Source organism: Streptomyces sp. NBC_00273, assembly GCF_036178145.1.
Classification (GTDB): Bacteria; Actinomycetota; Actinomycetes; order Streptomycetales; family Streptomycetaceae; genus Streptomyces.
Genome location: NZ_CP108067.1, coordinates 6,445,815 through 6,470,240 on the forward strand (window position 1 = coordinate 6,445,815; position 24,426 = coordinate 6,470,240).

Genomic DNA, 24,426 nt, shown 5'->3' on the forward strand with positions numbered 1-24,426 from the left:
AGGGATGCTCATGGAGGCCGCGTTGATCATCTTCGCGCTGATGGTGCTTTTCACCTTCCTGGGGTTGGGCGTGTACGCGACCGTCAAGGTGGTGCAGGCGACCAAGCGCGGTGTGGACCGGACCATCACGCAGGCGCGACGGACCGTGGAGGACACCACCCTGCGCGCCAAGAGCTTCGGCCAGGTCGGGGTCACGGGGGCGCTGGCGCAGCTGCGCCTCGACCTGCGGACCTCGATGCGCGCCACGGAGCAGGCGCTGCAGGACGGGGTCCGCGTGGACGCCTCGCTGCACGAGTCGATCGCGCTGTTCGAGCGGCTGAGCGCGCACGGGCGCGAACTCGACGACGAGCTGAAGCGGCTCGAGCAGGACCCGGACCGCGGGCGGATCGCGGAGCGCCTGCCGGACCTGCGGGAGCGGACGGCCAAGATCAAGCAGGCCGCGGACTCGCTGCGGTGGGCCGCGCGGGACCGGGCCCAGCGCTTCGCGCAGGACGACCTGTCCACGCTGTCGGCACAGATCGAGGTCGAGTCCGACGCGCTGCGAGACTGGTCGCGGGAGCCGGTGGACGACCTCGCGGCGGCGGCCGCGGCGTGGGACGCGGCGCAGGCGAACGGGGCCGCGCCGGGTCAGGCGCAGGCTCCGGGGAGCGCTCCGGGGCAGCCTGCGGCGGCGGCGAGCCCGGCTTGGGGCGCGGATCAACCGCAGGCCCTGAATCCGGCCGCTCCGACGCCCCAGTACCCCTGGCAGAAGGCGCGCCGACCGGAGAGCACCACCTGAGGCGGGGCGTGCGGAGGCTCGTACCGTAGGCTCTCGCCGCGCCCAGGGGGTGCCGTGTCGGTCAAGGCCGGGCTCGCGGCGTCCGGCACGTACGCCCGTTACGTCCGGCACGCCCGCCCGCTGCGTTCTCGTCGGGCGCCGACGCTCCGCGTCGACCCCCTCCTCGGCCTTGCGGTGCACGGCACCGGACGCCGCGGGCCTGACCGATGCCACGGTGACGACAGGACCCAGCCGCCCCCGCCGACGGTCGCGTCGTGGGGCCAGGCTGCCGTCACGCCCCGGCGGGCGGTAACCTCCGGCTCATGTCCCGCCATGTCGCCATCGTCACCGATTCCACGGCCTACCTGCCCCGACCGGCCATGGCGCGGCACGGAATCACCGCCGTCCCGCTCACCGTGGTGCTCGGCGGCGAGGCACTTGAGGAAGGCACCGAGATCTCGGCGCGCAGCCTGGCCCTGGCCCTGCAGAAGCGCCGCTCGGTCACCACCTCGCGCCCGAGCCCGGAGGAGTTCGTCCGGGCCTACCGGGCGGCCGCGGACGCCGGGGCGACCGGCATCGTCAGCCTGCACCTGTCCGCCGAGCTGTCCGGCACCTACGACGCTGCCGTGCTCGCCGCGAAGACCGCACCCGTGCCGGTGCGGGTCGTGGACACCGGCATGATCGCGATGGCCCTCGGTTTCTGCGCGCTCGCGGCCGCCGAGGTCGCCGAGGCGGGCGGATCCGTCGACGAGGCCGTGGCGGCCGCCGAGAAGCGCGCGGCGGACATGGCCGCGTACTTCTACGTCGACACCCTCGACTACCTCCGCCGCGGCGGCCGGATCGGGGCCGCGCAGGCCCTCCTCGGCTCCGCCCTGGCGGTGAAGCCCCTGCTGACGCTGGACGGCGGTCGGATCGAGATGCTGGAGAAGGTCCGTACGTCGGCCAAGGCCATCGCGCGTCTGGAAGAGCTGGCCGTCGAGCGCGCCGGGTCCGCCGACGTCGACGTGGCGGTGCACCACCTGGCGGCTCCGGAGCGGGCGGAGAAGCTCGCCGAGAGGCTCCGCGAACGCATCCCCGGGCTGGTCGAGCTGCACGTCAGCGAGGTCGGCGCGGTGATCGGGGCGCACACCGGCCCGGGGCTGTTGGCGGCGGTCGTCTCGCCCCGCTGATCACCGGAACGGGTGGCTCGGTCATCCACAACGGAGCATTTTTCCACCGGAATTGAGTGATCCGAACCGGAGGCGGGATCGGCCTCTACGGTCGTGGCATGACTCTTCGAACGCGTGCTTCGCATCCGTCGGGCGCCACCAGTGGCCCGGGCCGCCCCCGTCTCTCCGACGGCCGACTTTCCGACGGCCGGCTCTCCGGCAGTCGCTTGCGGCACCGGCGTACGGCGCGTCGTGGCCGGCGGGTTCCTCATCCGGAGCCGGGCGCGGTGCGCCGACGGGCCGAGGCCTTGCTGGGCGGCAGCAGCCCGCCGCATGCCCCGCCCCCGCCCCCGCCCCCGCCCCCGTCGCTCCGGGCGCTCCAGGCGCCGTCCGGGGCCCCGGACGGAGTGGATGTCCAGGCACCGCCCGATGGGGCGTCCGGGCTGCCCTCAGGGGCTGCGTGGAGGCTGGCCGTGCGGGAGCGGCTGCCGCTGTGGCTACAGGACCGCTGCGAGATGCGGCCGCGTGCGGTGGCTGCGGTCGGAGTGGTGCTGCTCGCCGCGGTCGGCTTCGCCGGGCAGCAGTACTGGTCGGCCAGGCCGCGGGCGGTGACCGTGCCCGCGGTGGTCGCCCCGGGGGCCGTACCGGCGGCGGCCACGGCACCGGCCGGGGCCCCGGCCGCGGGAGCGGGGGCCGGTGGAGCCGGTGGGACCGGTGGGACCGCGCGGATCGTCGTCGACGTCAGCGGCAAGGTCCGGGATCCCGGGGTGCGACGGCTGCCCGCCGGTTCGCGGGTGGAAGACGCGTTGGCCGCCGCCGGGGGAGTGCGTCCCGGCACCGACACGACCGGGCTGAACCGGGCCCGCGTGCTGGTCGACGGAGAACAGGTGGTCGTCGGCGCACCGGCGCAGCCGCCGCCGCCCGCCGGGGCGGGCGGCGGTGCCGGCTCGGGTCCTGGCGCCGTCCCCGGATCCGGCCTCGGGCCCGGGCCGCTGAGCCTGGGCTCGGCCACGGTCGCCCAGCTCGACGGCCTGCCGGGGGTGGGGCCGGTGCTGGCGCAGCACATCGTCGACTTCCGTACCGCCCGCGGCGGCTTCCGCTCCGTGGAGGAGCTCCGCCAGGTCGACGGCATCGGTGAGCGCCGCTTCGCCGACCTGCGCACGCTGGTGCGGCCGTGAACCGCCCGGCGGGGCCGGTCCCGCCGGACCTCCGCCTCGCGGTGCCCGCCGTGGCCGCCTGGGCGGCGGCTGCCGTCGCCCTGGACATGCCCGTCCACCAGACCGCCCTCGGGGTGGGCCTGGCGATGGTCTGCGCGGGCCTGCTGATGCTGGGCGCGTGCCGGCGTCCGGGTCGGCTGTGGCGGCTCGCGCCGGTCGCTGCGGCGGCCCTGCTGTGCGGGGCCGCCGGCGCGGGGGTGGCAGGGCTCCAGCGGGCCGAAGCACGGGCCGGGCCGGTGACCGGTCTGGCACGGGAGCACGCCCGCGTTCACGCGGAGCTCACCGTCGGCTCCGACCCGAGAGCCGCCCGGAGCGCGAGCGGTCCGCCGGTGATGGTGCTGGACGCGGTGGTGACCCGGGTGACCGGCCCCGACGGGGCGAGCACCCGGGTCGAAACCCCGGTGAGGGTGCTGGCCGGGCATCCGGGATGGGCCCGGCTGCAGCCTTCCACCCGGGTGGGGGTGGTCGCCCGGCTGGACCCCGCGCAGGGCGGGGAGCGGGCCGTGGCGCTGCTCCGCCCGGCGCGTGACACCCCGCCCGGGGTGACCGGCGGCCCGGACACCGTCCAGCGGATCGCGGGGCGGCTGCGGGCCGGGCTGCGCGAGGCCACCGACGGGCTCGCACCGGACGCCAGAGCCCTGCTGCCGGGGCTGGTCGTCGGGGACACGTCCAGGGTTCCGCCCGATCTGCACGAGGCCTTCCGGGCCACCGACCTGCTGCACCTGCTGGCCGTCTCCGGTTCCAACCTGACCGTGGTGCTGTTCCTGCTCATCGGGCCCCCGGCCCGGGCGCAGCGGGCCGAACGGCGCGGGCTGGCGCCCCGACTCGGCCTCTCGCTGCGGGTCACCGCCCTGTGCGGGGCGGCCCTGACACTGGCCTTCGTGGTGGTGTGCCGGCCGGAACCGAGCGTGCTGCGGGCCGCCGCCTGCGGGGCGGTCACCCTGCTGGCCATCGCCACCGGACGGCGCAGGTCATTGATCCCGGCCCTGGGCGCGGCCGTGCTGCTGCTCGTGCTCTACGACCCGTGGCTGGCCCGCAGTCACGGCTTCCTGCTCTCCGTGCTGGCCACCGGGGCACTGCTCACCCTCGCTCCTCGGTGGAGCGAAGCCCTGCGGCGCCGTGGGGCGGGGCCACGGCTCGCCGAGGCGCTGGGGGCCGCAGCGGCCGCGCAGGCCGTGTGCGCGCCCGTGGTGGCCGTACTGGCCGCCCGGGTCAGCCTGGTGGCGGTGCCGTGCAACCTGCTGGCCGAGCTGGCAGCCGGTCCCGCGACGGTTGTCGGCTTCGGCGCGCTCGCGGTGGCTCCGGTGTGGATGCCCGCCGCGGAGCTGCTCGCCCGTGGTGCGGGGGTGCCGGCGGGGTGGATCGCGGGCGTCGCCCGGGCCGGGGCCCGGTTTCCGGGCGCGGAGCTGGCGTGGCCGGGCGGGCTCACCGGCGGCGTTCTGCTGGCCGCCGCCACTGTGGCCGTCGCCGTGGTCGTCGGTGCCCGGTTCCGCGGGCGCGGGTTGCTCTGCTCCGCCCTGGCGGCACTGCTGCTCCTGGCCGTACTGCGGCCGCCGCAGCTCACCCGTTCGCTCTCGGGCTGGCCGCCGCCCGACTGGAGCTACGTCCAGTGCGCCGTGGGGCAGGGGGACGCCGCTGCGCTCTCCATCGGCCCGGGAGAGGCCCTGGTGGTGGACGCCGGCCCGGAGCCCGGACCGGTGGACGAGTGTCTGCGCGCCCTGGGCGTGCACCGCGTCCCGCTGCTCCTGCTGACGCACTTTCACGCCGACCACGTAGGAGGTCTGTCGGGGGTGCTGCGGGGCCGGTCCGTGGGTGTGATCCAGGCCACCGCACTCGAAGATCCGCCGGGGCAGGCCGAGTTCGTCCGGCGGACCGCGGCGGCTGCCGGTGTGCCGATCGTCGAGGCGGTGCAGGGCGAGCGGCGCCGGGCCGGGGCGTTCGAGTGGCAGGTGCTCTGGCCGCCACCGGCCGGACCCCCGCCCGAGGGGCCCAACGACGCGAGCGTCACCCTGCTGGTGCGCGGCGCGGGGCTGACCCTGCTCCTGCTCGGCGACCTCGAACCTCCCGCCCAGCAAGCCCTCTTGAGAGCCCATCCGGACCTCGGTCCGGTGGACGTCCTCAAGGTCGCCCATCACGGTTCCGCGCACCAGGACCCGGAGCTGTACGCCCGGATCCGGCCACGGCTTGCGCTCGTTCCCGTCGGCGTGGCCAACCGCTACGGACACCCCGCGCCGAGTACGCTCGCCCGGCTGCGGGAGTTGGGGGCGACCGTGCTGCGCACCGACACAGACGGCTCGATCGCAGTCGCCGGAAGCGGAGTTCGGCTACGTTCATTTCCGGCCAATCGGCGGCGGAATCGGCGCGGCCATACCGGGCGCGACCACTCTGTTTGCCCACAACCCGACAGCATGATCGAATGCGTCTTCGCCAGAACGGTCCAAGTCCACACAGCACGGGGGTGCATCAGTCATGTTCGGTCGCCGACGGGGGATGGAGACGGCCGGAAGTTCCAGCCCGCCCACATCCGCGACACTGACGCTGCCGCCGACGGCGCGTCTGCTCAGCTGCCGGGTTCTCGACACGGTCCACCGGCCGGTCCGGCAGGCCGCGTTCGAGGTGACCGACCCGATCGGCCGCCGCATCGTCAGCGGCGAGACCGACCCGTACGGTGGCTTTGCCGTGGCCGTACCGGAGGGGGAGTACCGCCTCTCCGTGACCGCGGAGGGGTACGCGGCCTTCCACGGGGTGACGATCGTGGGGGACCCGGGGCAGCCCGGCACCGCGGAGATCATCCTCGACACGGTGGAGCCGCCGCTGCTGCCGCAGCCCGGCCACTGGGAGCTCGACCCGACGCACTCGTCCATCGGTTTCACGGCCCGCCACATCGGCCTGGCCCGGATCCGCGGTCGGTTCAGCACGTTCGCGGGGGCGGTGCGGATAGCCGAGCGCATGGAGGACTCCTCCATGCACGTGATCATCGATGCGGCGAGCATCGACACCGGGTTGCGGCTGCGCGACGACCACCTGAGGTCGGGGGACTTCCTGGACGCGGTCCGCCATCCCACGGTGGAGTTCTACAGCGAGCGTTTCATCCACCGCAGCGGCGGCCGGTGGACCGTCGCCGGCGCGCTGACCCTGCACGGGGTCAGCCGGTCCGTGACCCTGGACACCGAGTACCTCGGTCTGGGCACCGGCATGGAGGGCGAGCTCCGGGCGGCCTGCCGGGCCACCACCGAGCTGCACCGCGAGGACTTCACCCTGAACTGGCAGTCGATCCTGGCGCACGGGATCGCGGCCATCGGTTCGAGCGTGGAAGTGACGCTGGACGTCCAGGCCGTGCGCAAGGCCTGACGCGCAGTCCTCTACGGGGCTTCCAGCCAGCCCTCGTACTCGGCGGCGAGGTCGTCCAGCGAGGTGGTGTCGAGGCGTTCCCGCGGGTCCTCGACGATCACCAGCCACTGGGCGTCCTCGGCGTCGTCCTCGCCGGCCAGCGCGTCGCGGACCAACTGCGGCTCCTCCGGGAGGCCGAAGCGGTCGACGGCCTCCTGGGCCACCTCCTCGGCGGCGTCGCGGTCGGGCAGGACGAGTACATGTCGCACATTCACGCGACCATTCTCGGGCACGCGGGGCGGGGGGCTGTCAGTGCGGCGTGGGATGCTGGAGCCGATGGCCACCAGGAAGAACTCCACCGACGATCCGCTTGCCCCGCTCACCCTCGCGGTGGGGCAGGAGGAGCTGCTGCTCGACCGTGCCGTGCGCGAGGTGGTGACGGCCGCCCGCGCCGCCGACGCCGACACGGACGTCCGCGACCTCGCCTCCGATCAGCTCCAGCCCGGCACGCTCGCCGAGCTGACGAGCCCCTCGCTCTTCTCCGAGCGCAAGGTGCTGGTCGTGCGCAACGCGCAGGACCTGTCCGCCGACTCGGTCAAGGAGGTCAAGGCCTACCTCGCCGCGCCCTACGAGGAGATCATCCTGGTCCTCCTCCACGCGGGCGGGGTCAAGGGCAAGGGCCTGCTGGACGCCGCGCGCAAGGCGGGCGCGCGCGAGATCGCCTGCCCGAAGATGACGAAGGCCGCGGACCGGCTGTCCTTCGTGCGGGGCGAATTCCGCACGCTCGGCCGGTCGGCGACCCCGGAAGCCTGCCAGAACCTGGTGGACGCGATCGGCAGCGACCTGCGGGAGCTGGCGAGCGCCGCCGCGCAGCTGTGCGCCGACGTCGAGGGCACCATCGACGAGGCCGTCGTCGCCCGCTACTACACCGGCCGGGCCGAGGCCTCTAGCTTCACGGTCGCCGACCGGGCGGTCGAAGGGCGCGCGGCCGAGGCGCTCGAAGCCCTGCGCTGGTCCCTGTCCACCGGGGTGGCGCCGGTCCTGATCACCAGCGCCCTGGCCCAGGCGGTCCGCGCGATCGGCAAGCTCGCCTCCGCCCCGCGCGGAGCCCGCCCCGGCGACCTCGCCCGGGACCTGGGCATGCCCCCGTGGAAGATCGACCGGGTCCGCCAGCAGATGCGCGGCTGGTCGGCGGACGGGGTCTCGGACGCCCTGCGCGCCGTGGCCGCCGCCGACGCCGGGGTCAAGGGCGGCGGCGACGACCCCGAGTACGCCCTGGAGAAGGCCGTCGTCGCGGTGGCCCGCGCGGCCCGTCCCCAGCGCCGTTAGCCCGGACCCCGCATGTATGACGATGCCGACTACTGGGAGCGCTGGATCGCGAGGCTGCTGGGCGTCCTCGCCGCCGATGCCACGGATCAACTGGCCTGGGCCGGTGAGCACGGGGTGAAGAGCGTCCCTGTCACCGACGACGCCGACTTCGTCCTCCACCTGGCCGAGGGGATGGCGGAGCGGGGGACCCTCGCCCCCGAGGCCCTGCAGGACCTCCGGGCCATCGGCCGGATCCTCGGCGAGGCCGACGTCCGCGGCCGCGCCGGCCTGTGGGCCCGGTCGCTGACCGCCGAGCCCGCCTGGAGCGAGGTGCGCACCCTGGCCCGCCGGATCCTCGTCGCCCGCGAGGGCGACTGGCGCAGGCCCCTGCCGCACCGCGTACCGCCCCAGCACATCTACGACTGAGCCCGCCCGGGGTGAGGCCCCCCGGGCAGCACGAAGGCCCCGGCAACCGCCCTGGGGAAGGGCGGAGGCCGGGGCCTTCGGGTTACTTCTGGATTGCTCCGCACCCGCGTGGCGAACGCTTCGTGTGCGGAGCGGGGTGCCGGTCAGGAGCGGGAGAGAGGGCCCGCTGGGTCCCTTCCGGCGATCACATCAGGGAGCTCAGCCCTGCAGGGAGGCAACCTTGGTGGCCAGCGCCGACTTCTTGTTGGCGGCGGCGTTCTTGTGGATGACACCCTTCGAGACAGCCTTGTCGAGCGCACGCGCGGCAGCGCGAGAAGCCACGGTGGCCTTCTCGACGTCACCGGCGACGACGGCCTCGCGGGCCTTGCGGATCGCGGTCTTGAGCGAGGACTTGACGGCCTTGTTGCGCAGGCGCGCCTTCTCGTTCGTCTTGTTCCGCTTGATCTGGGACTTGATGTTCGCCACGAAAGAGCCTTTTCAGGTTCAGAGTTTGATCTTCGGATTGTGCCTCGACAGCTGAGAGGGCATACGAGACACAGCTGCCCAGGCTACCAGGCACGCTGCGGGCGGCCCAAACCGAGCGCACTGCCCCGTCCATGGGACCATGGGAGTCTGCGTAGAGATCCGACATCGCGCCGCCGACAGCGACGGGAGCCGGACCCTCGCTCCGACCGACGCTCCGCAAACGCTTCCGACTGCGACCGAGAATCAGGACACTGCGTGCCCGCGATCCCCAGCCACGTGCCCGAGCCGAGCCGTACCGACTCGGCGCTGATCCGCAACTTCTGCATCATCGCGCACATCGACCACGGCAAGTCGACCCTTGCCGACCGGATGCTCCAGATCACCGGTGTGGTCGACCAGCGGCAGATGCGCGCCCAGTACCTCGACCGCATGGACATCGAGCGTGAGCGCGGCATCACGATCAAGTCCCAGGCGGTCCGGCTGCCCTGGGCTCCCACCACGGGCGAGGGTCAGGGCAACACCCACATCCTCAACATGATCGACACCCCCGGGCACGTCGACTTCACCTACGAGGTCTCCCGTTCCCTCGCCGCGTGCGAGGGCACCGTCCTCCTCGTGGACGCCGCCCAGGGCATCGAGGCGCAGACCCTCGCCAACCTGTACCTGGCGATGGAGAACGACCTCGCGATCGTCCCCGTCCTGAACAAGATCGACCTGCCGGCCGCCCAGCCGGAGAAGTTCGCCGAGGAGCTGGCGAACCTGATCGGCTGCCAGCCCGAGGACGTGCTGCGCGTCTCGGCGAAGACCGGTCTCGGCGTCGAGGCGCTGCTCGACAAGGTCGTCGCCACGGTTCCGGCCCCGGTCGGCGTCAAGGACGCCCCGGCCCGCGCCATGATCTTCGACTCCGTCTACGACTCGTACCGTGGCGTCGTCACGTACGTCCGTGTGGTCGACGGGCAGCTGAACAAGCGCGAGCGCATCCGCATGATGTCCACCGGCGCCACCCACGAGCTGCTGGAGATCGGCGTCTCCTCCCCGGAGATGACCCCGTCCGACGGCATCGGCGTCGGCGAGGTGGGCTACATCATCACCGGCGTGAAGGACGTCCGTCAGTCCAAGGTCGGTGACACCATCACCAGCCTGCACAACGGCGCCACCGAGGCCCTCGGCGGCTACAAGGACCCGCGGCCGATGGTCTTCTCCGGCCTCTACCCGCTCGACGGCTCGGACTACCCGGACCTGCGCGAGGCGCTGGACAAGCTCCAGCTCAACGACGCCGCGCTCGTCTACGAGCCGGAGACCTCGGCGGCGCTCGGCTTCGGCTTCCGCGTCGGCTTCCTCGGCCTGCTCCACCTGGACGTGGTCCGTGAGCGCCTCGAGCGCGAGTTCGGCCTCGACCTGATCGCCACCGCGCCCAACGTGGTCTACCGGGTGGTCATGGAGGACGGCAAGGAAGTCACCGTCACCAACCCGAGCGAGTTCCCCGAGGGCAAGATCTCGGACGTGTTCGAGCCGGTCGTCAGGGCCACCGTGCTCGCGCCCACCGAGTTCATCGGCGCGATCATGGAGCTGTGCCAGCAGCGCCGCGGCACGCTCCTCGGCATGGACTACCTCTCCGAGGACCGGGTCGAGATCCGCTACACCCTCCCCCTCGCGGAGATCGTCTTCGACTTCTTCGACCAGCTGAAGTCCAAGACGCGCGGTTACGCCTCCCTGGACTACGAACCCACGGGCGAGCAGTCCGGCAGCCTGGTCAAGGTCGACATCCTGCTGCACGGCGACAAGGTCGACGCCTTCTCCGCCGTCACGCACAAGGACGCCGCCTACGCCTACGGCGTGCGCCTCGTGGCCAAGCTGCGCGAGCTCATCCCGCGGCAGGCCTTCGAGGTGCCGATCCAGGCCGCGATCGGCTCCCGCGTCATCGCCCGCGAGACCATCCGCGCCATCCGCAAGGACGTCCTCGCCAAGTGCTACGGCGGTGACATCTCCCGTAAGCGGAAGCTGCTGGAGAAGCAGAAGGAAGGCAAGAAGCGGATGAAGATGGTCGGCTCCGTGGAGGTCCCGCAGGAGGCCTTCATCGCCGTCCTCTCCAGTGACGAGTCCGGCGGCAAGAAGAAGTAGCAGCCCCGCCGTCACCCGACGCAGACAGGCCCCCGCACTCAGGTGCGGGGGCCTGTTTCGTTATGAAGCGGCCGCTCGCGGGCCCTTACGCACGCGCCGGTCGCGCTCTAGTCTGATCACTGCTCGACGGTTACTCGCCAGTTTAAAAAGCCACCGGCTGCATACCCGCCAGTCCCCAGCGCTCCCCAGCGCCCCACGCCCACGCACTACCGCGTGGATCGGTCCGGAGGATGTCGTGAGCGACACACAGACCTATCTCGAGAACCGCCCGCCCACCGTGGCGGTGCTCTTCCTTGAGCGCGTCGCAGCGACGCCGAACGACGAGGCCTACCGGTACCCGGTACCGGCGGCCGGCGGCCAGGGCGGCGCCGACGACTGGAAATCACTCAGCTGGGGCCAGGCGGCCGAGCGGGTGTTCGCCATCGCCGCCGGGCTGATCTCCCTCGGCCTGGAAACGGAGGAGCGCGTCGCGCTCGCCTCCAACACCCGGGTCGACTGGATCCTCTCCGACCTCGGCGTGATGTGCGCGGGCGGTGCGGTCACCACGATCTACCCCAGCACCAACGCGGACGAGTCGGCGTTCATCCTCTCGGACTCCGAGAGCCGGGTGCTCATCGCCGAGGACGCCAAGCAGCTGGCGAAGGCGCGCGAGCGCCGCGCCGAGCTGCCGCGGCTCGCCCACGTCGTCGTCCTGGACGCCGACGACGCGATCGCCGCCGAGGGCGACCCCGAGGGCTGGGTCCTCTCCCTCGCCGAGCTGGAGGCGCGCGGCAAGGAGTACCTCGCCAAGCACCCCGAGGCGGTCAACGAGCGGGTCGCGGCCATCACCTCCGACCAGCTCGCCACCCTCATCTACACCTCCGGCACCACCGGCCGCCCCAAGGGCGTCCGGCTGCCGCACGACAACTGGTCGTACATGGCCAAGGCCATGGTCGCCACCGGTCTGATCGGCAAGGAGGACGTCCAGTACCTGTGGCTGCCGCTGGCCCACGTCTTCGGCAAGGTGCTGACCTCCGGCCAGATCGAGGCCGGGCACGTGACCGCCGTCGACGGCCGGATCGACAAGATCATCGAGAACCTGCCGGTCGTGCAGCCGACGTACATGGCCGCCGTCCCGCGCATCTTCGAGAAGGTCTACAACGGCGTGGCCGCCAAGGCCCGCGCCGCCGGCGGAGCCAAGTACAAGATCTTCCAGTGGTCGGTCGGCGTCGCCCGCGAGTACGCGAAGGTCACGCAGGACAACTTCCGCCGCACCGGCCAGGCGACCGCCCCCTTCGGCCTCACCACCAAGCACAAGATCGCCGACGCGCTCGTCTACTCCAAGCTCCGCGAGGCCTTCGGCGGGAAGCTGCGCGCCGCCGTCTCCGGCGCCTCCGCCCTGGCCCCCGAGATCGGCTTCTTCTTCTCCGGCGCGGGCGTCCACATCCTGGAGGGCTACGGCCTGACCGAGTCCAGCGCGGCCTCCTTCGTCAACCCGGGCGAGGCCTACCGCACCGGCACGGTCGGCAAGCCGCTCCCCGGCACCGAGGTCCGCATCGCCGACGACGGCGAGGTCCTGCTGCGCGGCCCCGGCATCATGCAGGGCTACCACCGGCAGCCCGACAAGACCGCCGAGGTCCTGGAGTCCGACGGCTGGCTGCACACGGGCGACATCGGCGAGCTGTCGGCCGACGGCTACCTGCGCATCACCGACCGCAAGAAGGACCTGATCAAGACCTCGGGCGGCAAGTACGTCGCCCCGGCGGAGATCGAGGGCCAGTTCAAGGCGATCTGCCCGTACGTGTCGACGATCGTCGTGCACGGCGCCGACCGGAACTTCTGCTCGGCGCTGATCGCCCTCGACGAGCCGTCGATCCTGACCTGGGCGGCCGAGAACGGGCTGGAGGGCAAGACGTACGGACAGGTCCTGGCGGCGCCGGAGACCAACCGCCTGATCGAGACGTACGTACAGACCCTGAACGAGGGCCTGCAGCGCTGGCAGACGATCAAGAAGTTCCGGCTGCTGCCGCGCGACCTCGACGTCGAGCACGGCGACCTCACGCCCAGCCTGAAGCTGAAGCGGCCGGTGGTCGAGCGTGAGTTCAAGCACCTGATCGAGGAGATGTACGAGGGGTCCCGCGAGGCGTAGCGCCTGCCGCGGGCCCGGCGGGGCGGGGCGGCGGACCGCCCCGCGGACCCCGCCGTTCCCGGGCGGCCCCGGGGTGTCGGCCGCGAGCCGGCTCCCGGGGCTCCGCCCCGGACCCCGCGCCTCAAACGCCGGCGGGGTCGGACGGGACGCCGGCGGGGTCGGACGTGACGACGGCGGGGCCGTTCCCGTGCGGGATGATGGGTGCATGCCTTCCGCACTCCCCGACGGTGAACCCATGCCCGAAGACGGCGCGCTGCCGTCGCACGCCCTGGCGGGCGCGGGGGAGCGGCCGCTCGGGTTCTACCTGCACGTCCCGTACTGCGCCACGCGCTGCGGGTACTGCGACTTCAACACCTACACGGCCACCGAGCTGCGGGGCACCGGCGGTGTGCTCGCCTCCCGGGAGAACTACGCCGACACCCTGATCGACGAGGTCCGCCTCGCGCGGAAGGTGCTCGGGGACGACCCGAGGGCCGTACGGACGGTGTTCGTGGGCGGCGGCACGCCCACGTTGCTGCCCGCCGGGGACCTCGTACGGATGCTCGCGGCCATCCGGGACGAATTCGGCCTGGCCGAGGACGCCGAGATCACCACCGAGGCCAACCCGGAGTCGGTGAACCCGCAGTACCTGGCCGAGCTGCGCGCCGGGGGCTTCAACCGGGTCTCCTTCGGCATGCAGAGCGCCAAGCAGCACGTCCTGAAGGTGCTCGACCGCACCCACACGCCGGGGCGCCCCGAGGCGTGCGTCGCGGAGGCGCGGGCGGCGGGCTTCGAGCACGTCAACCTCGACCTGATCTACGGCACGCCCGGGGAGTCGGACGAGGACTGGCGGGCGACCCTCTCGGCGGCGCTGGGCGCCGGGCCGGACCACATCAGCGCCTACGCGCTGATCGTCGAGGAGGGCACGCAGCTGGCGCGGCGCATCCGCCGCGGCGAGGTTCCGATGACGGACGACGACGTGCACGCCGACCGGTACCTGATCGCGGACTCGGTCATGGCCGAGGCCGGGTACTCCTGGTACGAGGTCTCGAACTGGGCCACCTCGGAGGCCGGGCGCTGCCTGCACAACGAGCTGTACTGGCGCGGCGCCGACTGGTGGGGCGCGGGGCCGGGCGCGCACTCGCACGTGGGCGGGGTGCGGTGGTGGAACGTGAAGCACCCGGGCGCGTACGCCGCGGCCCTGGCCGAGGGCCGTTCCCCCGGCGCGGGGTGCGAGCTCCTCTCCGAGGAGGACCGGCGGGTGGAGCGGATCCTGCTGGAGCTCCGGCTGGTGGACGGCGTCCCGCTGACCCTGCTGGCCCCGGCCGGGCTCGCGGCCTCCCGCAAGGCCCTGGCGGACGGGCTGCTGGACGCCGCGCCGTACGAGGCCGGGCGGGCCGTGCTGACCCTGCGGGGGCGGTTGCTGGCCGACGCGGTGGTCCGGGACCTGGTGGACTGACCAGCCTGCGGCGCCGTTGCCGGGGGCGCTGCCCCCGGACCCCCGCGCCTCAAGCGCCGGCGGGGCTGGGTGGGTGCGCCTCAAGCGCCGGCGGGGCTGAAAGTGCGCCTCAAACGCCGGCGGGGCTCGGAGGGCTGCGGCGGGGCCTGTCAGGGGTCGGCCGGGCTGGGGTGGGCTACGGGGCCGTGACGTGGTCGATGAGGTGCTCCACCGAGCCCAGGAGCGTCGGCTCCAGGTCCTTGTAGGACGTCACCCGGGACAGGATGTGCTGCCAGGCAGCGCCCGTGTTCTCCGGCCAGCCCAGGGCCCGGCAGATGCCCGTCTTCCAGTCCTGGCCGGGCGGGACCACCGGCCACGCGGGAATGCCCAGCGCGGACGGCTTCACGGCCTGCCAGACGTCCACGTACGGGTGACCCACGATCAGGACGTCCGGCGAGCTCACCGACGCCGCGATGCGGGACTCCTTCGAACCCGGCACGAGGTGGTCGACCAGGACGCCGAGGCGGGCGTCCGCGGCCGGGGCGAAGTCGGCGACGACGGCCGGGAGGTCGTCGATGCCCTCCAGGTACTCCACCACGACGCCCTCGATCCGCAGGTCGTCACCCCAGACCCGCTCCACCAGCTCCGCGTCGTGCCGGCCCTCGACGTAGATCCGGCCCGCCCGCGCCACCCGCGCCCGCGCCCCGGGCACGGCCAGCGAGCCCGAGGCCGTCAGGCGCGGCCCCGCGGGCCCGCGCGCGGGCCGGACCAGGGTGACCACCTCGCCGTCCAGCAGGAACCCGCGCGGCTCCATCGGGAAGACCCGCCGCTTGCCGAAGCGGTCCTCCAGGGTCACCGTGCCCGCCTCGCAGGCCACCACCGCGCCGCAGAAGTCCGTACCGGCGACCTCGACCACGAGGTCCCGGTCGGCCGCCACCTCGGGCACGGCCTTGGGTCGCTTCCACTGCGGGGTCAGGTCGGGGGAGTACTCGCGCATCCGGCCGACAGTAGGAGAGCCGCGCGCGTCACGCCTCCGACACGCCGAAACGGGCCGCCAGTGTGGCGCGTTGCGCACGGACGAACTCCGCCCCGACCACCGCTCCGTGACCCGGTACGTACAGTGCGTCGTCCCCGCCCAGTGACAGCAGCCGGTCCAGGGCGGCGGGCCACTGCCCGGGGGTGGCGTCCGGGCCCGCCATGGGCTCGCCCGACTCCTCGACCAGGTCCCCGCAGAAGACCACCTCGCGCTCGCCCGGTACGAAGACGGCCAGGTCGTGCCCGCTGTGCCCGGGCCCCACATTGGCCAGCAGCACCTGTACGCCACCCAGTTCCAGCGTCCACTCGCCCGACACCGAATGCCGGGGCAGCACCAGCAGGTCCACCGCCTCCGCCGCCTCGGCCTCCGCCAGCCCCTGCCGGACCGCGTCCTCGCGCAGCTCCTCGCGTTCCGCCGCCAGCAGCGAGTCCAGCCCGACCGCCCCGAACACTTCGGCCCCGGTGAAGGCGGCCGCGCCCAGGACGTGATCGAAATGACCGTGCGTGAATGCGATATGGGTCACGTGCCGGCCCGTCAGCCGCTCCGCCTCGGCCCGTACCTGCGCGCCCTCGCGCACACACGAACCGGGGTCGATCAGAAGGACCGAATCCTCGCCCACCACCAGCCCCACGGTGCAGTCCCACACCGGCAGCCGCCGCCGGCCGGCCCGTCCGGTCAGCCGTTCCCAGCCCGACCCTTCCCAATGCACGTCCATGCCGCGACGCTACCCTGGCGGGCCTCCCTTGCCAGGGGCTTACCGCCCGGCCGTACACTGAGCGGGGGCTCTCTGGCACTCGAACGATCAGAGTGCCAACGAACACGGCAGAAGACGGCAACGGACCACAGCTGGAGGTGTGCGCGATGCTCAGCGAACGCAGACTCGAAGTGCTGCGCGCCATCGTCCAGGACTACGTCGGGACGGAGGAGCCGGTCGGCTCCAAGGCGCTCACGGAGCGGCACCGGCTCGGCGTCTCGCCCGCCACCGTGCGCAACGACATGGCCGTGCTGGAGGACGAGGGCTACATCGCCCAACCCCACACCAGCGCCGGCCGGATCCCCACCGACAAGGGCTACCGGCTCTTCGTCGACAAGCTGGCGGGGGTCAAGCCGCTGTCGTCGCCCGAGCGCCGGGCCATCCAGAACTTCCTCGACGGCGCCGTCGACCTCGACGACGTGGTCGGCCGCACGGTGCGGCTGCTCGCGCAGCTCACCCGGCAGGTCGCCGTCGTCCAGTACCCGAGCCTGACCCGGTCGACCGTCCGGCACGTGGAGCTGCTCTCGCTCGCTCCCGCGCGCCTGATGCTCGTACTGATCACGGACACCGGGCGGGTCGAGCAGCGGCTCGTCGACTGCCCGAGCCCCTTCGGGGAGACCTCGCTGGCGGACCTGCGGGCCCGGCTCAACAGCCGGGTCGTCGGGCGCCGCTTCACCGATGTACCCCCGCTCGTCCAGGACCTCCCCGAATCCTTCGAGGCCGAGGACCGCGGCACGGTTTCCACGGTGCTCGCGACACTCCTCGAAACCCTGGTCGAGGAAGCCGAAGAGCGGCTGATGATCGGCGGTACCGCCAATCTCACCCGCTTCGGACACGATTTTCCCCTGACGATCAGGCCGGTGCTCGAAGCACTCGAGGAGCAGGTCGTGCTCCTCAAGCTGCTGGGCGAGGCCAACGAGTCGGGAATGGCCGTACGGATCGGGCACGAGAACGCCTACGAGGGACTGAACTCCACGTCGGTCGTCTCGGTCGGTTACGGTTCGGGCGGCGAAGCAGTCGCCAAACTCGGCGTGGTCGGACCGACCCGCATGGACTACCCCGGAACGATGGGAGCGGTACGCGCAGTGGCACGTTACGTCGGACAGATCCTGGCGGAGTCGTAAGTGGCCACGGACTACTACGCCGTTCTCGGCGTGCGCCGCGACGCATCGCAGGACGAGATCAAGAAGGCCTTCCGGCGCCTCGCGCGTGAACTCCACCCGGACGTGAATCCGGACCCGAAGACGCAGGAGCGCTTCAAGGAGATCAACGCGGCCTACGAGGTGCTGTCGGACCCGCAGAAGAAGCAGGTCTACGACCTCGGCGGCGACCCGCTGTCCTCCTCGGGCGGTGGCGGCGGAGCGGGCGGCTTCGGAGCGGGTGGCTTCGGCAACTTCTCCGACATCATGGACGCCTTCTTCGGCCAGGCCTCGCAGCGCGGCCCGCGCTCGCGGACCCGGCGCGGCCAGGACGCGATGATCCGCCTGGACCTGGAACTGGACGAGGCGGCCTTCGGGACGACCAAGGACATCCAGGTCGACACGGCCGTCGTCTGCAACACCTGCTCCGGTGAGGGCGCCGCTCCCGGCACCTCGGCGCAGACGTGTGACATGTGCCGCGGCCGCGGTGAGGTCTCGCAGGTCACCCGGTCCTTCCTGGGCCAGGTCATGACCTCGCGCCCCTGCCCGCAGTGCCAGGGCTTCGGCACCGTGGTCCCGACCCCGTGCCACGAGTGCGCGGGCGACGGCCGGGTCCGCTCCCGCCGCAGCCTCACGGTCAAGATCCCGGCCGGCGTCGAGAACGGCACCCGGATCCAGCTCGCGGGCGAGGGCGAGGTCGGCCCCGGCGGCGGCCCCGCCGGCGACCTGTACGTGGAGATCCACGAGCTGGCGCACCCGACCTTCCAGCGGCGCGGGGACGACCTGCACTGCACGGTCACCATTCCGATGACGGCGGCCGCACTGGGCACCAAGTGCCCGCTGGAGACGCTGGACGGACTGGAGGAGATCGACATCCGGCCCGGCACCGGGTCCGGCCAGGCGATCCCGCTGCACGGGCGCGGCGTCACCCACCTGCGCGGTGGCGGACGCGGCGACCTGATCGTGCACGTCGAGGTCACCACCCCGGGCAAGCTGGACGCCCAGCAGGAGGACCTGCTCCGCCAGCTGGCGAAGCTGCGCGGCGAGGAGCGGCCGATGGGTCAGTTCGCGCCGGGTCAGCAGGGTCTGTTCAGCCGCCTGAAGGACGCTTTCAACGGTCGCTGACCGACCGCGATCCACCGTCACGAGCCCGGCCTGGGGATTCCCCGGCCGGGCTCGTCGCATCGGCCCGGCGTCGGCCGGAGGCCGGTCGGGAAGCGGACTATGCCAGGCGAATGCCATGATTCGGCCCCATGCGCCGGACGTGGCACGATGCAGTCCATGTCCTCGGCACCGAACGGTCTCTCCCCGTACCCGATCGTGCAGGCTCCCATGGCGGGCGGCGCCTCCTGCCCCGCGCTCGCCGCCGCCGTGTGCGAGGCGGGTGGACTGGGCTTCCTGGCCGGCGGCTACAAGACCGCCGACGGGATGTACCAGGAGATCAAGCAGGTGCGCGCGCTGACCCGGCGCCGTTTCGGCGTCAACCTCTTCATGCCGCAGACCGGTTACGTCGATCCGGCCGCCGTGGAGGCCTACCGCGGGCAGCTGGCCGGCGAGGCCAGCTGGTACGAGATCTCGCTCGCGGACGAGGACATCATCGGCACCAGCGACGACGGCTACGACGCCAAGCTCGCCATCCTCCTCGAAGACCCGGTCCCGGTGGTCTCGTTCACCTTCGGCTGTCCCGCCTTCGCGGCCCTGGCGGCCCTGCGCAAGGCCGGTACGTACACCGTCGTCACGGTGACCTCCGCCGAGGAGGCCCGCAGCGCCCAGCGCGCCGGTGCGGACGCGGTCTGCGTCCAGGGCGCCGAGGCCGGCGGTCACCAGGGCACCCACCGGGACGACCCGCAGATCGACGGCACGGCGACCGTGGGCCTCCTCGCGCTGGTGGCCCAGGTGCGGGAGGCCGTGGCGCTCCCGATCATCGCGGCGGGCGGGGTCATGCGGGGCGCGCAGATCGCGGCCCTGCTGGCGGCGGGCGCGGAGTCGGCGCAGCTCGGGACGGCCTTCCTGGCCTGCCCGGAATCGGGGGCGCACCCGGTCCACAAGAAGGCGCTGACGGACCCGCTGTTCGTCCGCACCGAGCTGACCCGGGCCTTCTCCGGACGGCCGGCGCGGGGGCTGGTGAACCGCTTCATGCGCGAGCACGGGCCGTACGCCCCGGCCGCGTACCCGCAGGTCCACCACCTGACCTCGGGGCTGCGCAAGGCCGCCGCCGCGGCCGGGGACCCGCAGGGCATGGCCCTGTGGGCGGGCCAGGGGCACCGGTTGGCGCGACCGCTGCCGGCGGGGGAGCTGGTGGAGGTGCTGGCGGCCGAACTGGCCCAGGCGCAGAGCACGTTGAAGGCAATGCAGATGAGGAGTGCGTCATGACCGCCCCGGTGTTCGTGGTGGAAGAGGTCCCCGCGGGGCCGGAGTTCGTCCTGGACGGCCCGGAGGGCCGGCACGCGGTGTCCGTGAAACGGCTGAACCCGGGCGAGGACGTGGTCCTCACGGACGGGCGCGGCCACTGGGCGGAGGGCGTGGTCAAGGCCGTCGAGGGCAAGGACCGGCTGGTCGTCACGGACCTGCACACCATCGCTGAGGAGCCGGAGCCGGAGGTCCGGATCACTGTGGTCCAGGCGCTTCCCAAGGGGGACCGGGGCGAGCTGGCCGTCGAGACGATGACCGAGACCGGCGTGGACGCGATCGTGCCCTGGCAGGCCTCGCGCTGCATCACGCAGTGGCGCGGCGACCGCGGGGCCAAGTCCCTGGCCAAGTGGCGGGCCACGGCCCGGGAGGCGGGCAAGCAGTCCCGCCGGGTGCGCTTTCCGGAGGTGGCCGAGGCCATGTCCACCAAGCAGGTGGCGGCGCTGCTGGCCGGCGCCGACCTGGCGATGGTGCTCCACGAGGACCGCGACACCCCGTCCGGGGCGCTGGCCACGGCGGAGCTGCCGAAGGCCGGTTCCGTCGTGCTGGTGGTCGGCCCGGAGGGCGGTGTCTCCCCGGAGGAGCTGGCCGTCTTCGCCGCCGCGGGGGCCCACCCCTACCGCCTGGGCCGTTCCGTCCTGCGGACCTCCACGGCCGGGACGGCGGCCACGGCGGTGCTGCTGGCCCGCACGGGCCGCTGGTCCTGAGGCGACCGCGCCCGCGGCAGGCGTCCGGCTGGATACGATGCCCGGACTGATCACCGTCACGGGAGGCGAAGCAATGGCCGGGGAACCGCAGGCCGACTGCCTGTTCTGCAAGATCGTCGCGGGGCAGATCCCCGCGACCGTGGTACGGGAGACCGAGACCACGGTCGCCTTCCGGGACATCAACCCGCAGGCGCCCACGCACGTGCTCGTCATCCCCAAGGTGCACTACGCGGACGCGGCCTCCCTCGTGGAGGCCGAGCCGGGCGTCGCCGCCGACATACTGCGCGAGGCCGGCCAGGTCGCCCTCGACGAGAAGATCGTCGAACACGGCTACCGGGTCGTGTTCAACACCGGCTCCGGCGCCGGGCAGACCGTCTTCCACGCCCACGCGCACGTCCTCGGCGGCCGCGGCCTCCAGTGGCCCCCCGGATAGCACGTGTCCGTACGAGAGTTCGTGGTGCTGGGCACGGCCAGCCAGGTGCCCACCCGCCACCGCAACCACAACGGCTACCTGCTGCGCTGGGACGGCGAGGGCATCCTCTTCGACCCGGGCGAGGGCACCCAGCGCCAGATGCTGCGCGCCGGGGTGGCCGCGCACGACATCAACCGGATCTGCATCACCCACTTCCACGGTGACCACAGCCTCGGCCTCGCCGGGGTGATCCAGCGGATCAACCTCGACCAGGTCCCGCACCCCGTCACCGCGCACTACCCGGCCTCGGGGCAGAAGTTCTTCGACCGGCTGCGGTACGCCACGGCCTACCGGGAGACCGTCCCGCTCCGCGAGGAGCCGGTGGCGGCGGACGGCGTGCTCGCGCAGGGGTCCTCGTACGTCCTGGAGGCCCGGCTGCTCTCGCACCCGGTCGAGTCCTTCGGTTACCGGATCACCGAGCCCGACGGGCGCCGCATGGTGCCCGAGCTGCTCGCACGGCACGGGATCAAGGGGCCGGACGTGGGCCGGATCCAGCGCGAGGGCCGGCTCGGCGAGGTCACCCTGGACGAGGTCAGCGAGCCCCGGCCCGGACAGCGGTTCGCGTTCGTCATGGACACCCGGCTCTGCCCGGGCGTGGACGCGCTGGCCGAGGGCTGCGACATGCTGGTGATCGAGTCGACCTTCCTCGACGAGGACGAACGGCTGGCCACCGACCACGGGCACCTGACCGCCGGCCAGGCGGCGCGGGTGGCGCGGGACGCGGGCGTGCGGCACCTGGTGCTGACGCACTTCTCGCAGCGCTACACCGACCCGGCCGAGTTCGAGCGCCAGGCCCGCGCGGCCGGCTTCGAGGGCGAGCTCACGGTGGCCGCGGACCTGGTGCGGGTGCCCCTGCCCAAGCGGGGCTGACGGCGCGGTCCCGGCAGGGCCCGTCCCGGTCCCGGCCCACCGGGACCGGGCCGGGGCCGTGTTCGCCGAGCGGTCCGAGTGGTTCGAGTGACGAAGAGTCCTCCGAGGGTGATCTGCGCCACACTGGGTTTGGTCCCGCCCGGGGTGGGCAGGGCTGGCAGCTTTCCACTGGAAAACGTCATGCAGAAACGGGCCTTCGAGGAACAACGGGGAGATCGCCGTGACCGGTCGGGACTACGAAATCCGCGCAGCAGCAGTGGACCCGCTCGGTCCGCTGCGTGACCCCCAGGAACCCGGCTGTGACGTCTTCCTGACCGGAACGGTCTTCCTCGACATCATCTTCACGGGCCTCGACTCGGCCCCCGTGCGCGGTACGGAGTCCTGGGCGCGCGGCATGGGATCCAGCCCCGGCGGCGTCGCCAACATGGCCACCGCCCTGGCCCGGCTCGGCCTGCGCACCTCGCTGGCCGCCGCCTTCGGGGACGACCACTACGGCGAGTACTGCTGGGACGCCCTCGAACAGGGCGAGGGCATCGACCTGTCCATGTCGCACACCATCCCCGGCTGGCACAGCCCCGTCACCGTCTCGATGGCCTACGAGGGCGAGCGCACGATGGTCTCGCACGGCCACGAGGCCCCTCCGCCGGCCGGCCCCGGGCCCTTCCCGCAGTGCCCGCCACGGGCCCGCGCTGCCGTGGCCGCGCTGGGACCCGGCCGCGGCGAGGAGTGGATCGGCGAGGCCGCCCGGCGCGGCTCGCGGATCTTCGCGGACGTGGGATGGGACGAGAGCGGCCGGTGGGACCTGGGAGCCCTGGCCGACCTGGAGCACTGCGAGGCCTTCCTGCCGAACGCGGGCGAGGCGATGCGCTACACCCGGACCGACTGTCCGAGAGCCGCGGCCCGGGCGCTGGCGGAGAGGGTGCCGATCGCCGTGGTGACGATGGGCGCGGAGGGCTCGTACGCGGTGGACGGGCGCACCGGGGAGACCGCGCACGTCCCCGGGATCACGGTGGACGAGCTGGACCCGACGGGGGCGGGCGACGTCTACGTGGCCGGCTTCGTGACCGGCACCCTGGCGGGCTGGCCGCTCGCGGACCGACTGGCCTTCGCCGGGCTGACTGCGGCCCTGTCGGTGCAGGAGTTCGGCGGCTCCCTGTCGGCCCCCGGCTGGTCGGAGGTGGCCCACTGGTGGCGGGACGCCCCGCAGGAGCTGCGCGGCCGCTACGGCTTCCTGGACGACCTGGTCCCGCCGGGCGGGACCCCGGCGGCCCGGCGCAGGGCCGTACCGACGATCGGCTTCCGGCACTCGGTCTAGGCCGTCTCTTTCGGATCTTGCCCCACCCGCGACGCCCGGCAGCGCACCTGATCCCCCAGACTCCGTCCGGGGGGACCCCCAAGTTGTCGGAGCGCCCGAGTGCGTCCAGTACCCGGGCGCCCCCTCCGCCTCGCCGTGCTTCCCCTCGGCCCTGGCGGGCCTGGGGAGACCCCGTGGCACCGGACGGCGCGGGCTTGACCGGCGGGATCCGAAAGAGGCGACCCGGCGGCGCGAACGAGCGGTAAAACCCCTCGGGGAAGCCGCGGCGGAGACGTAGGCTTGGTACTCCGGAGGTCGTCGATCGGCGCGGCCCCTCAGCGGGAGGTATGCGCAGGCCACAGTGCCGGCCCATGACTCAGACACCGACAGCCCACATCCCCGCGCCGGGGCAGGCGCGAGCCCACTTCACCGTTCCGGCCACGCACCCGATGGTGACCGTGCTCGGCTCGGGTGACGCCCTGTTGCGCGTGATCGAGAAGGCCTTCCCGAAGGCCGACATCCATGTTCGGGGCAATCAGGTCAGCGCGATCGGTGCAGCGGCGGAAGTCGCCCTGATCCAGCGACTTTTCGACGAGATGATGCTGGTGCTCCGCACCGGGCAGTCGATGACGGAGGACGCAGTGGAACGCTCGATCGCCATGCTCAAGGCGAGCGGCAACGGCAACGGCGACGGGCCTGCCGAGACGCCCGCGGAGGTGCTCACCCAGAACATCCTCTCCAGCCGCGGCCGCACCATCCGACCCAAGACCCTCAACCAGAAGCGGTACGTCGACGCGATCGACAAGAACACGATCGTCTTCGGCATCGGCCCCGCCGGTACCGGCAAGACCTACCTCGCCATGGCCAAGGCCGTCCAGGCCCTGCAGTCCAAGCAGGTCAGCCGGATCATCCTGACCCGGCCCGCCGTCGAGGCGGGGGAGCGGCTCGGTTTCCTGCCGGGCACGCTCTTCGACAAGATCGACCCGTACCTGCGACCGCTCTACGACGCGCTGCACGACATGATCGACCCCGACTCGATCCCGCGGCTGATGGCGGCGGGCACGATCGAGGTGGCCCCCCTGGCGTACATGCGCGGACGCACGCTCAATGATGCGTTCGTCGTCCTCGACGAGGCGCAGAACACGACCGCCGAGCAGATGAAGATGTTCCTGACCCGGCTCGGGTTCGACTCGAAGATCGTCGTCACCGGTGACGTCACCCAGATCGACCTGCCGGGTGGCGCCAAGAGCGGTCTGCGCCAGGTCCAGGAGATCCTCGAAGGGCTCCCGGACATCCACTTCTCGCGGCTCACGTCCGAGGATGTCGTCCGGCACAAGCTGGTCGGCCGTATCGTCGACGCGTACGAGAAGTACGACGACGGCCAGCAGGCCTCGAACGGCCACCAGCGGAAGTAGAACTCAGCGCACC

Annotated in this window: 21 protein-coding genes and 1 pseudogene; 18 read left to right on the forward strand and 4 right to left on the reverse strand. The window is 72.8% G+C overall.

The annotated features are described in order from the left end of the window. Positions 1-10 precede the first annotated feature (10 nt). The 5 genes and pseudogenes from OG386_RS28515 to OG386_RS28535 all read left to right on the forward strand — a co-directional run bounded on the left by OG386_RS28515 (position 11) and on the right by OG386_RS28535 (position 6,473). Positions 11-778, forward strand: coding sequence for a hypothetical protein (locus OG386_RS28515; protein WP_328790475.1), 768 nt, complete (start codon positions 11-13; stop codon positions 776-778). A 302-nt stretch (positions 779-1,080) separates the two neighbouring features. Beyond that, a complete protein-coding gene (locus OG386_RS28520) occupies positions 1,081-1,926 on the forward strand; it encodes a DegV family protein (protein ID WP_327385440.1) in 846 nt (281 codons plus the stop codon). A 452-nt stretch (positions 1,927-2,378) separates the two neighbouring features. Then, entirely contained in the window at positions 2,379-3,083 is a 705-nt protein-coding gene (locus tag OG386_RS28525) for a ComEA family DNA-binding protein (RefSeq protein WP_328790476.1), read from the forward strand. 146 nt (positions 3,084-3,229) lie between these two features. Then, positions 3,230-5,455 (forward strand): annotated as a pseudogene (locus OG386_RS28530) (ComEC/Rec2 family competence protein); the annotation flags it as partial. A gap of 136 nt (positions 5,456-5,591) precedes the next feature. Next, positions 5,592-6,473: a YceI family protein gene (locus OG386_RS28535; protein WP_405787197.1), complete on the forward strand. Its 882-nt coding sequence runs from the start codon at positions 5,592-5,594 to the stop codon at positions 6,471-6,473. Between the two features lie 11 nt (positions 6,474-6,484). Here the strand turns inward: OG386_RS28535 and OG386_RS28540 are convergent, their stop codons facing one another. Further along, the gene (locus OG386_RS28540; protein WP_266596562.1) at positions 6,485-6,727 is read right to left on the reverse strand and encodes a hypothetical protein; all 243 of its coding nucleotides are present in this window, start codon (positions 6,725-6,727) and stop codon (positions 6,485-6,487) included. A 61-nt stretch (positions 6,728-6,788) separates the two neighbouring features. Between OG386_RS28540 and holA the strand changes: the two genes are divergently transcribed. Together holA and OG386_RS28550 are read left to right on the forward strand one after the other, a co-directional pair. After that, complete coding sequence (gene holA / locus OG386_RS28545) at positions 6,789-7,781, forward strand: DNA polymerase III subunit delta (RefSeq protein ID WP_328790477.1); 993 nt, start codon at positions 6,789-6,791, stop codon at positions 7,779-7,781. A gap of 12 nt (positions 7,782-7,793) precedes the next feature. Beyond that, the gene (locus OG386_RS28550) at positions 7,794-8,186 is read left to right on the forward strand and encodes a hypothetical protein (RefSeq protein WP_328790478.1); all 393 of its coding nucleotides are present in this window, start codon (positions 7,794-7,796) and stop codon (positions 8,184-8,186) included. Between the two features lie 198 nt (positions 8,187-8,384). Here OG386_RS28550 and rpsT read toward each other — a convergent pair whose 3' ends face one another. After that, positions 8,385-8,651, reverse strand: a complete 267-nt coding sequence (gene rpsT / locus OG386_RS28555) for a 30S ribosomal protein S20 (protein ID WP_030384651.1) — start codon at positions 8,649-8,651, stop codon at positions 8,385-8,387. A gap of 255 nt (positions 8,652-8,906) precedes the next feature. Between rpsT and lepA the strand changes: the two genes are divergently transcribed. The 3 genes from lepA (at position 8,907) to hemW (ending at position 14,338) form a co-directional block, all read left to right on the forward strand. Beyond that, entirely contained in the window at positions 8,907-10,772 is a 1,866-nt protein-coding gene (gene lepA, locus OG386_RS28560; protein ID WP_030384650.1) for a translation elongation factor 4, read from the forward strand. A 235-nt stretch (positions 10,773-11,007) separates the two neighbouring features. After that, positions 11,008-12,900 (forward strand): AMP-dependent synthetase/ligase, encoded by a 1,893-nt coding sequence (locus OG386_RS28565; protein WP_328790479.1) that lies wholly within the window; start codon positions 11,008-11,010, stop codon positions 12,898-12,900. 205 nt (positions 12,901-13,105) lie between these two features. Continuing rightward, positions 13,106-14,338, forward strand: coding sequence for a radical SAM family heme chaperone HemW (gene hemW / locus OG386_RS28570; protein ID WP_328790480.1), 1,233 nt, complete (start codon positions 13,106-13,108; stop codon positions 14,336-14,338). Positions 14,339-14,513: 175 nt separating this feature from the next. On the opposite strand, the gene OG386_RS28575 is transcribed toward hemW, so the two are convergent. Together OG386_RS28575 and OG386_RS28580 are read right to left on the reverse strand one after the other, a co-directional pair. Next, positions 14,514-15,314, reverse strand: coding sequence for a DUF3097 domain-containing protein (locus OG386_RS28575; protein ID WP_328790481.1), 801 nt, complete (start codon positions 15,312-15,314; stop codon positions 14,514-14,516). Between the two features lie 28 nt (positions 15,315-15,342). Next, positions 15,343-16,068 (reverse strand): MBL fold metallo-hydrolase, encoded by a 726-nt coding sequence (locus tag OG386_RS28580; protein ID WP_328790482.1) that lies wholly within the window; start codon positions 16,066-16,068, stop codon positions 15,343-15,345. Positions 16,069-16,214: 146 nt separating this feature from the next. Here OG386_RS28580 and hrcA point away from each other — a divergent pair, with 146 nt between their 5' ends. From hrcA to OG386_RS28620, 8 genes are all read left to right on the forward strand, one after another. Continuing rightward, positions 16,215-17,231: a heat-inducible transcriptional repressor HrcA gene (gene hrcA, locus OG386_RS28585; protein ID WP_328790483.1), complete on the forward strand. Its 1,017-nt coding sequence runs from the start codon at positions 16,215-16,217 to the stop codon at positions 17,229-17,231. Continuing rightward, positions 17,232-18,371: a molecular chaperone DnaJ gene (gene dnaJ, locus OG386_RS28590; RefSeq protein WP_030010180.1), complete on the forward strand. Its 1,140-nt coding sequence runs from the start codon at positions 17,232-17,234 to the stop codon at positions 18,369-18,371. Positions 18,372-18,527: 156 nt separating this feature from the next. Continuing rightward, complete coding sequence (locus OG386_RS28595; RefSeq protein WP_328790484.1) at positions 18,528-19,619, forward strand: nitronate monooxygenase; 1,092 nt, start codon at positions 18,528-18,530, stop codon at positions 19,617-19,619. Continuing rightward, entirely contained in the window at positions 19,616-20,362 is a 747-nt protein-coding gene (locus tag OG386_RS28600; protein WP_328790485.1) for a 16S rRNA (uracil(1498)-N(3))-methyltransferase, read from the forward strand. The genes OG386_RS28595 and OG386_RS28600 overlap by 4 nt, the downstream gene beginning before the upstream one ends. A 73-nt stretch (positions 20,363-20,435) precedes the next feature. Next, positions 20,436-20,795, forward strand: a complete 360-nt coding sequence (locus tag OG386_RS28605) for a histidine triad nucleotide-binding protein (RefSeq protein ID WP_189736867.1) — start codon at positions 20,436-20,438, stop codon at positions 20,793-20,795. A 3-nt stretch (positions 20,796-20,798) separates the two neighbouring features. Then, positions 20,799-21,704: a ribonuclease Z gene (locus OG386_RS28610; RefSeq protein WP_266596585.1), complete on the forward strand. Its 906-nt coding sequence runs from the start codon at positions 20,799-20,801 to the stop codon at positions 21,702-21,704. Between the two features lie 220 nt (positions 21,705-21,924). Further along, positions 21,925-23,019 carry a PfkB family carbohydrate kinase gene (locus OG386_RS28615; RefSeq protein WP_328790486.1) on the forward strand — a complete coding sequence of 365 codons (1,095 nt, stop codon included), beginning with the start codon at positions 21,925-21,927 and terminating at the stop codon, positions 23,017-23,019. Positions 23,020-23,369: 350 nt separating this feature from the next. Then, positions 23,370-24,413, forward strand: a complete 1,044-nt coding sequence (locus OG386_RS28620; RefSeq protein WP_327385455.1) for a PhoH family protein — start codon at positions 23,370-23,372, stop codon at positions 24,411-24,413. Positions 24,414-24,426: the final 13 nt, after the last annotated feature.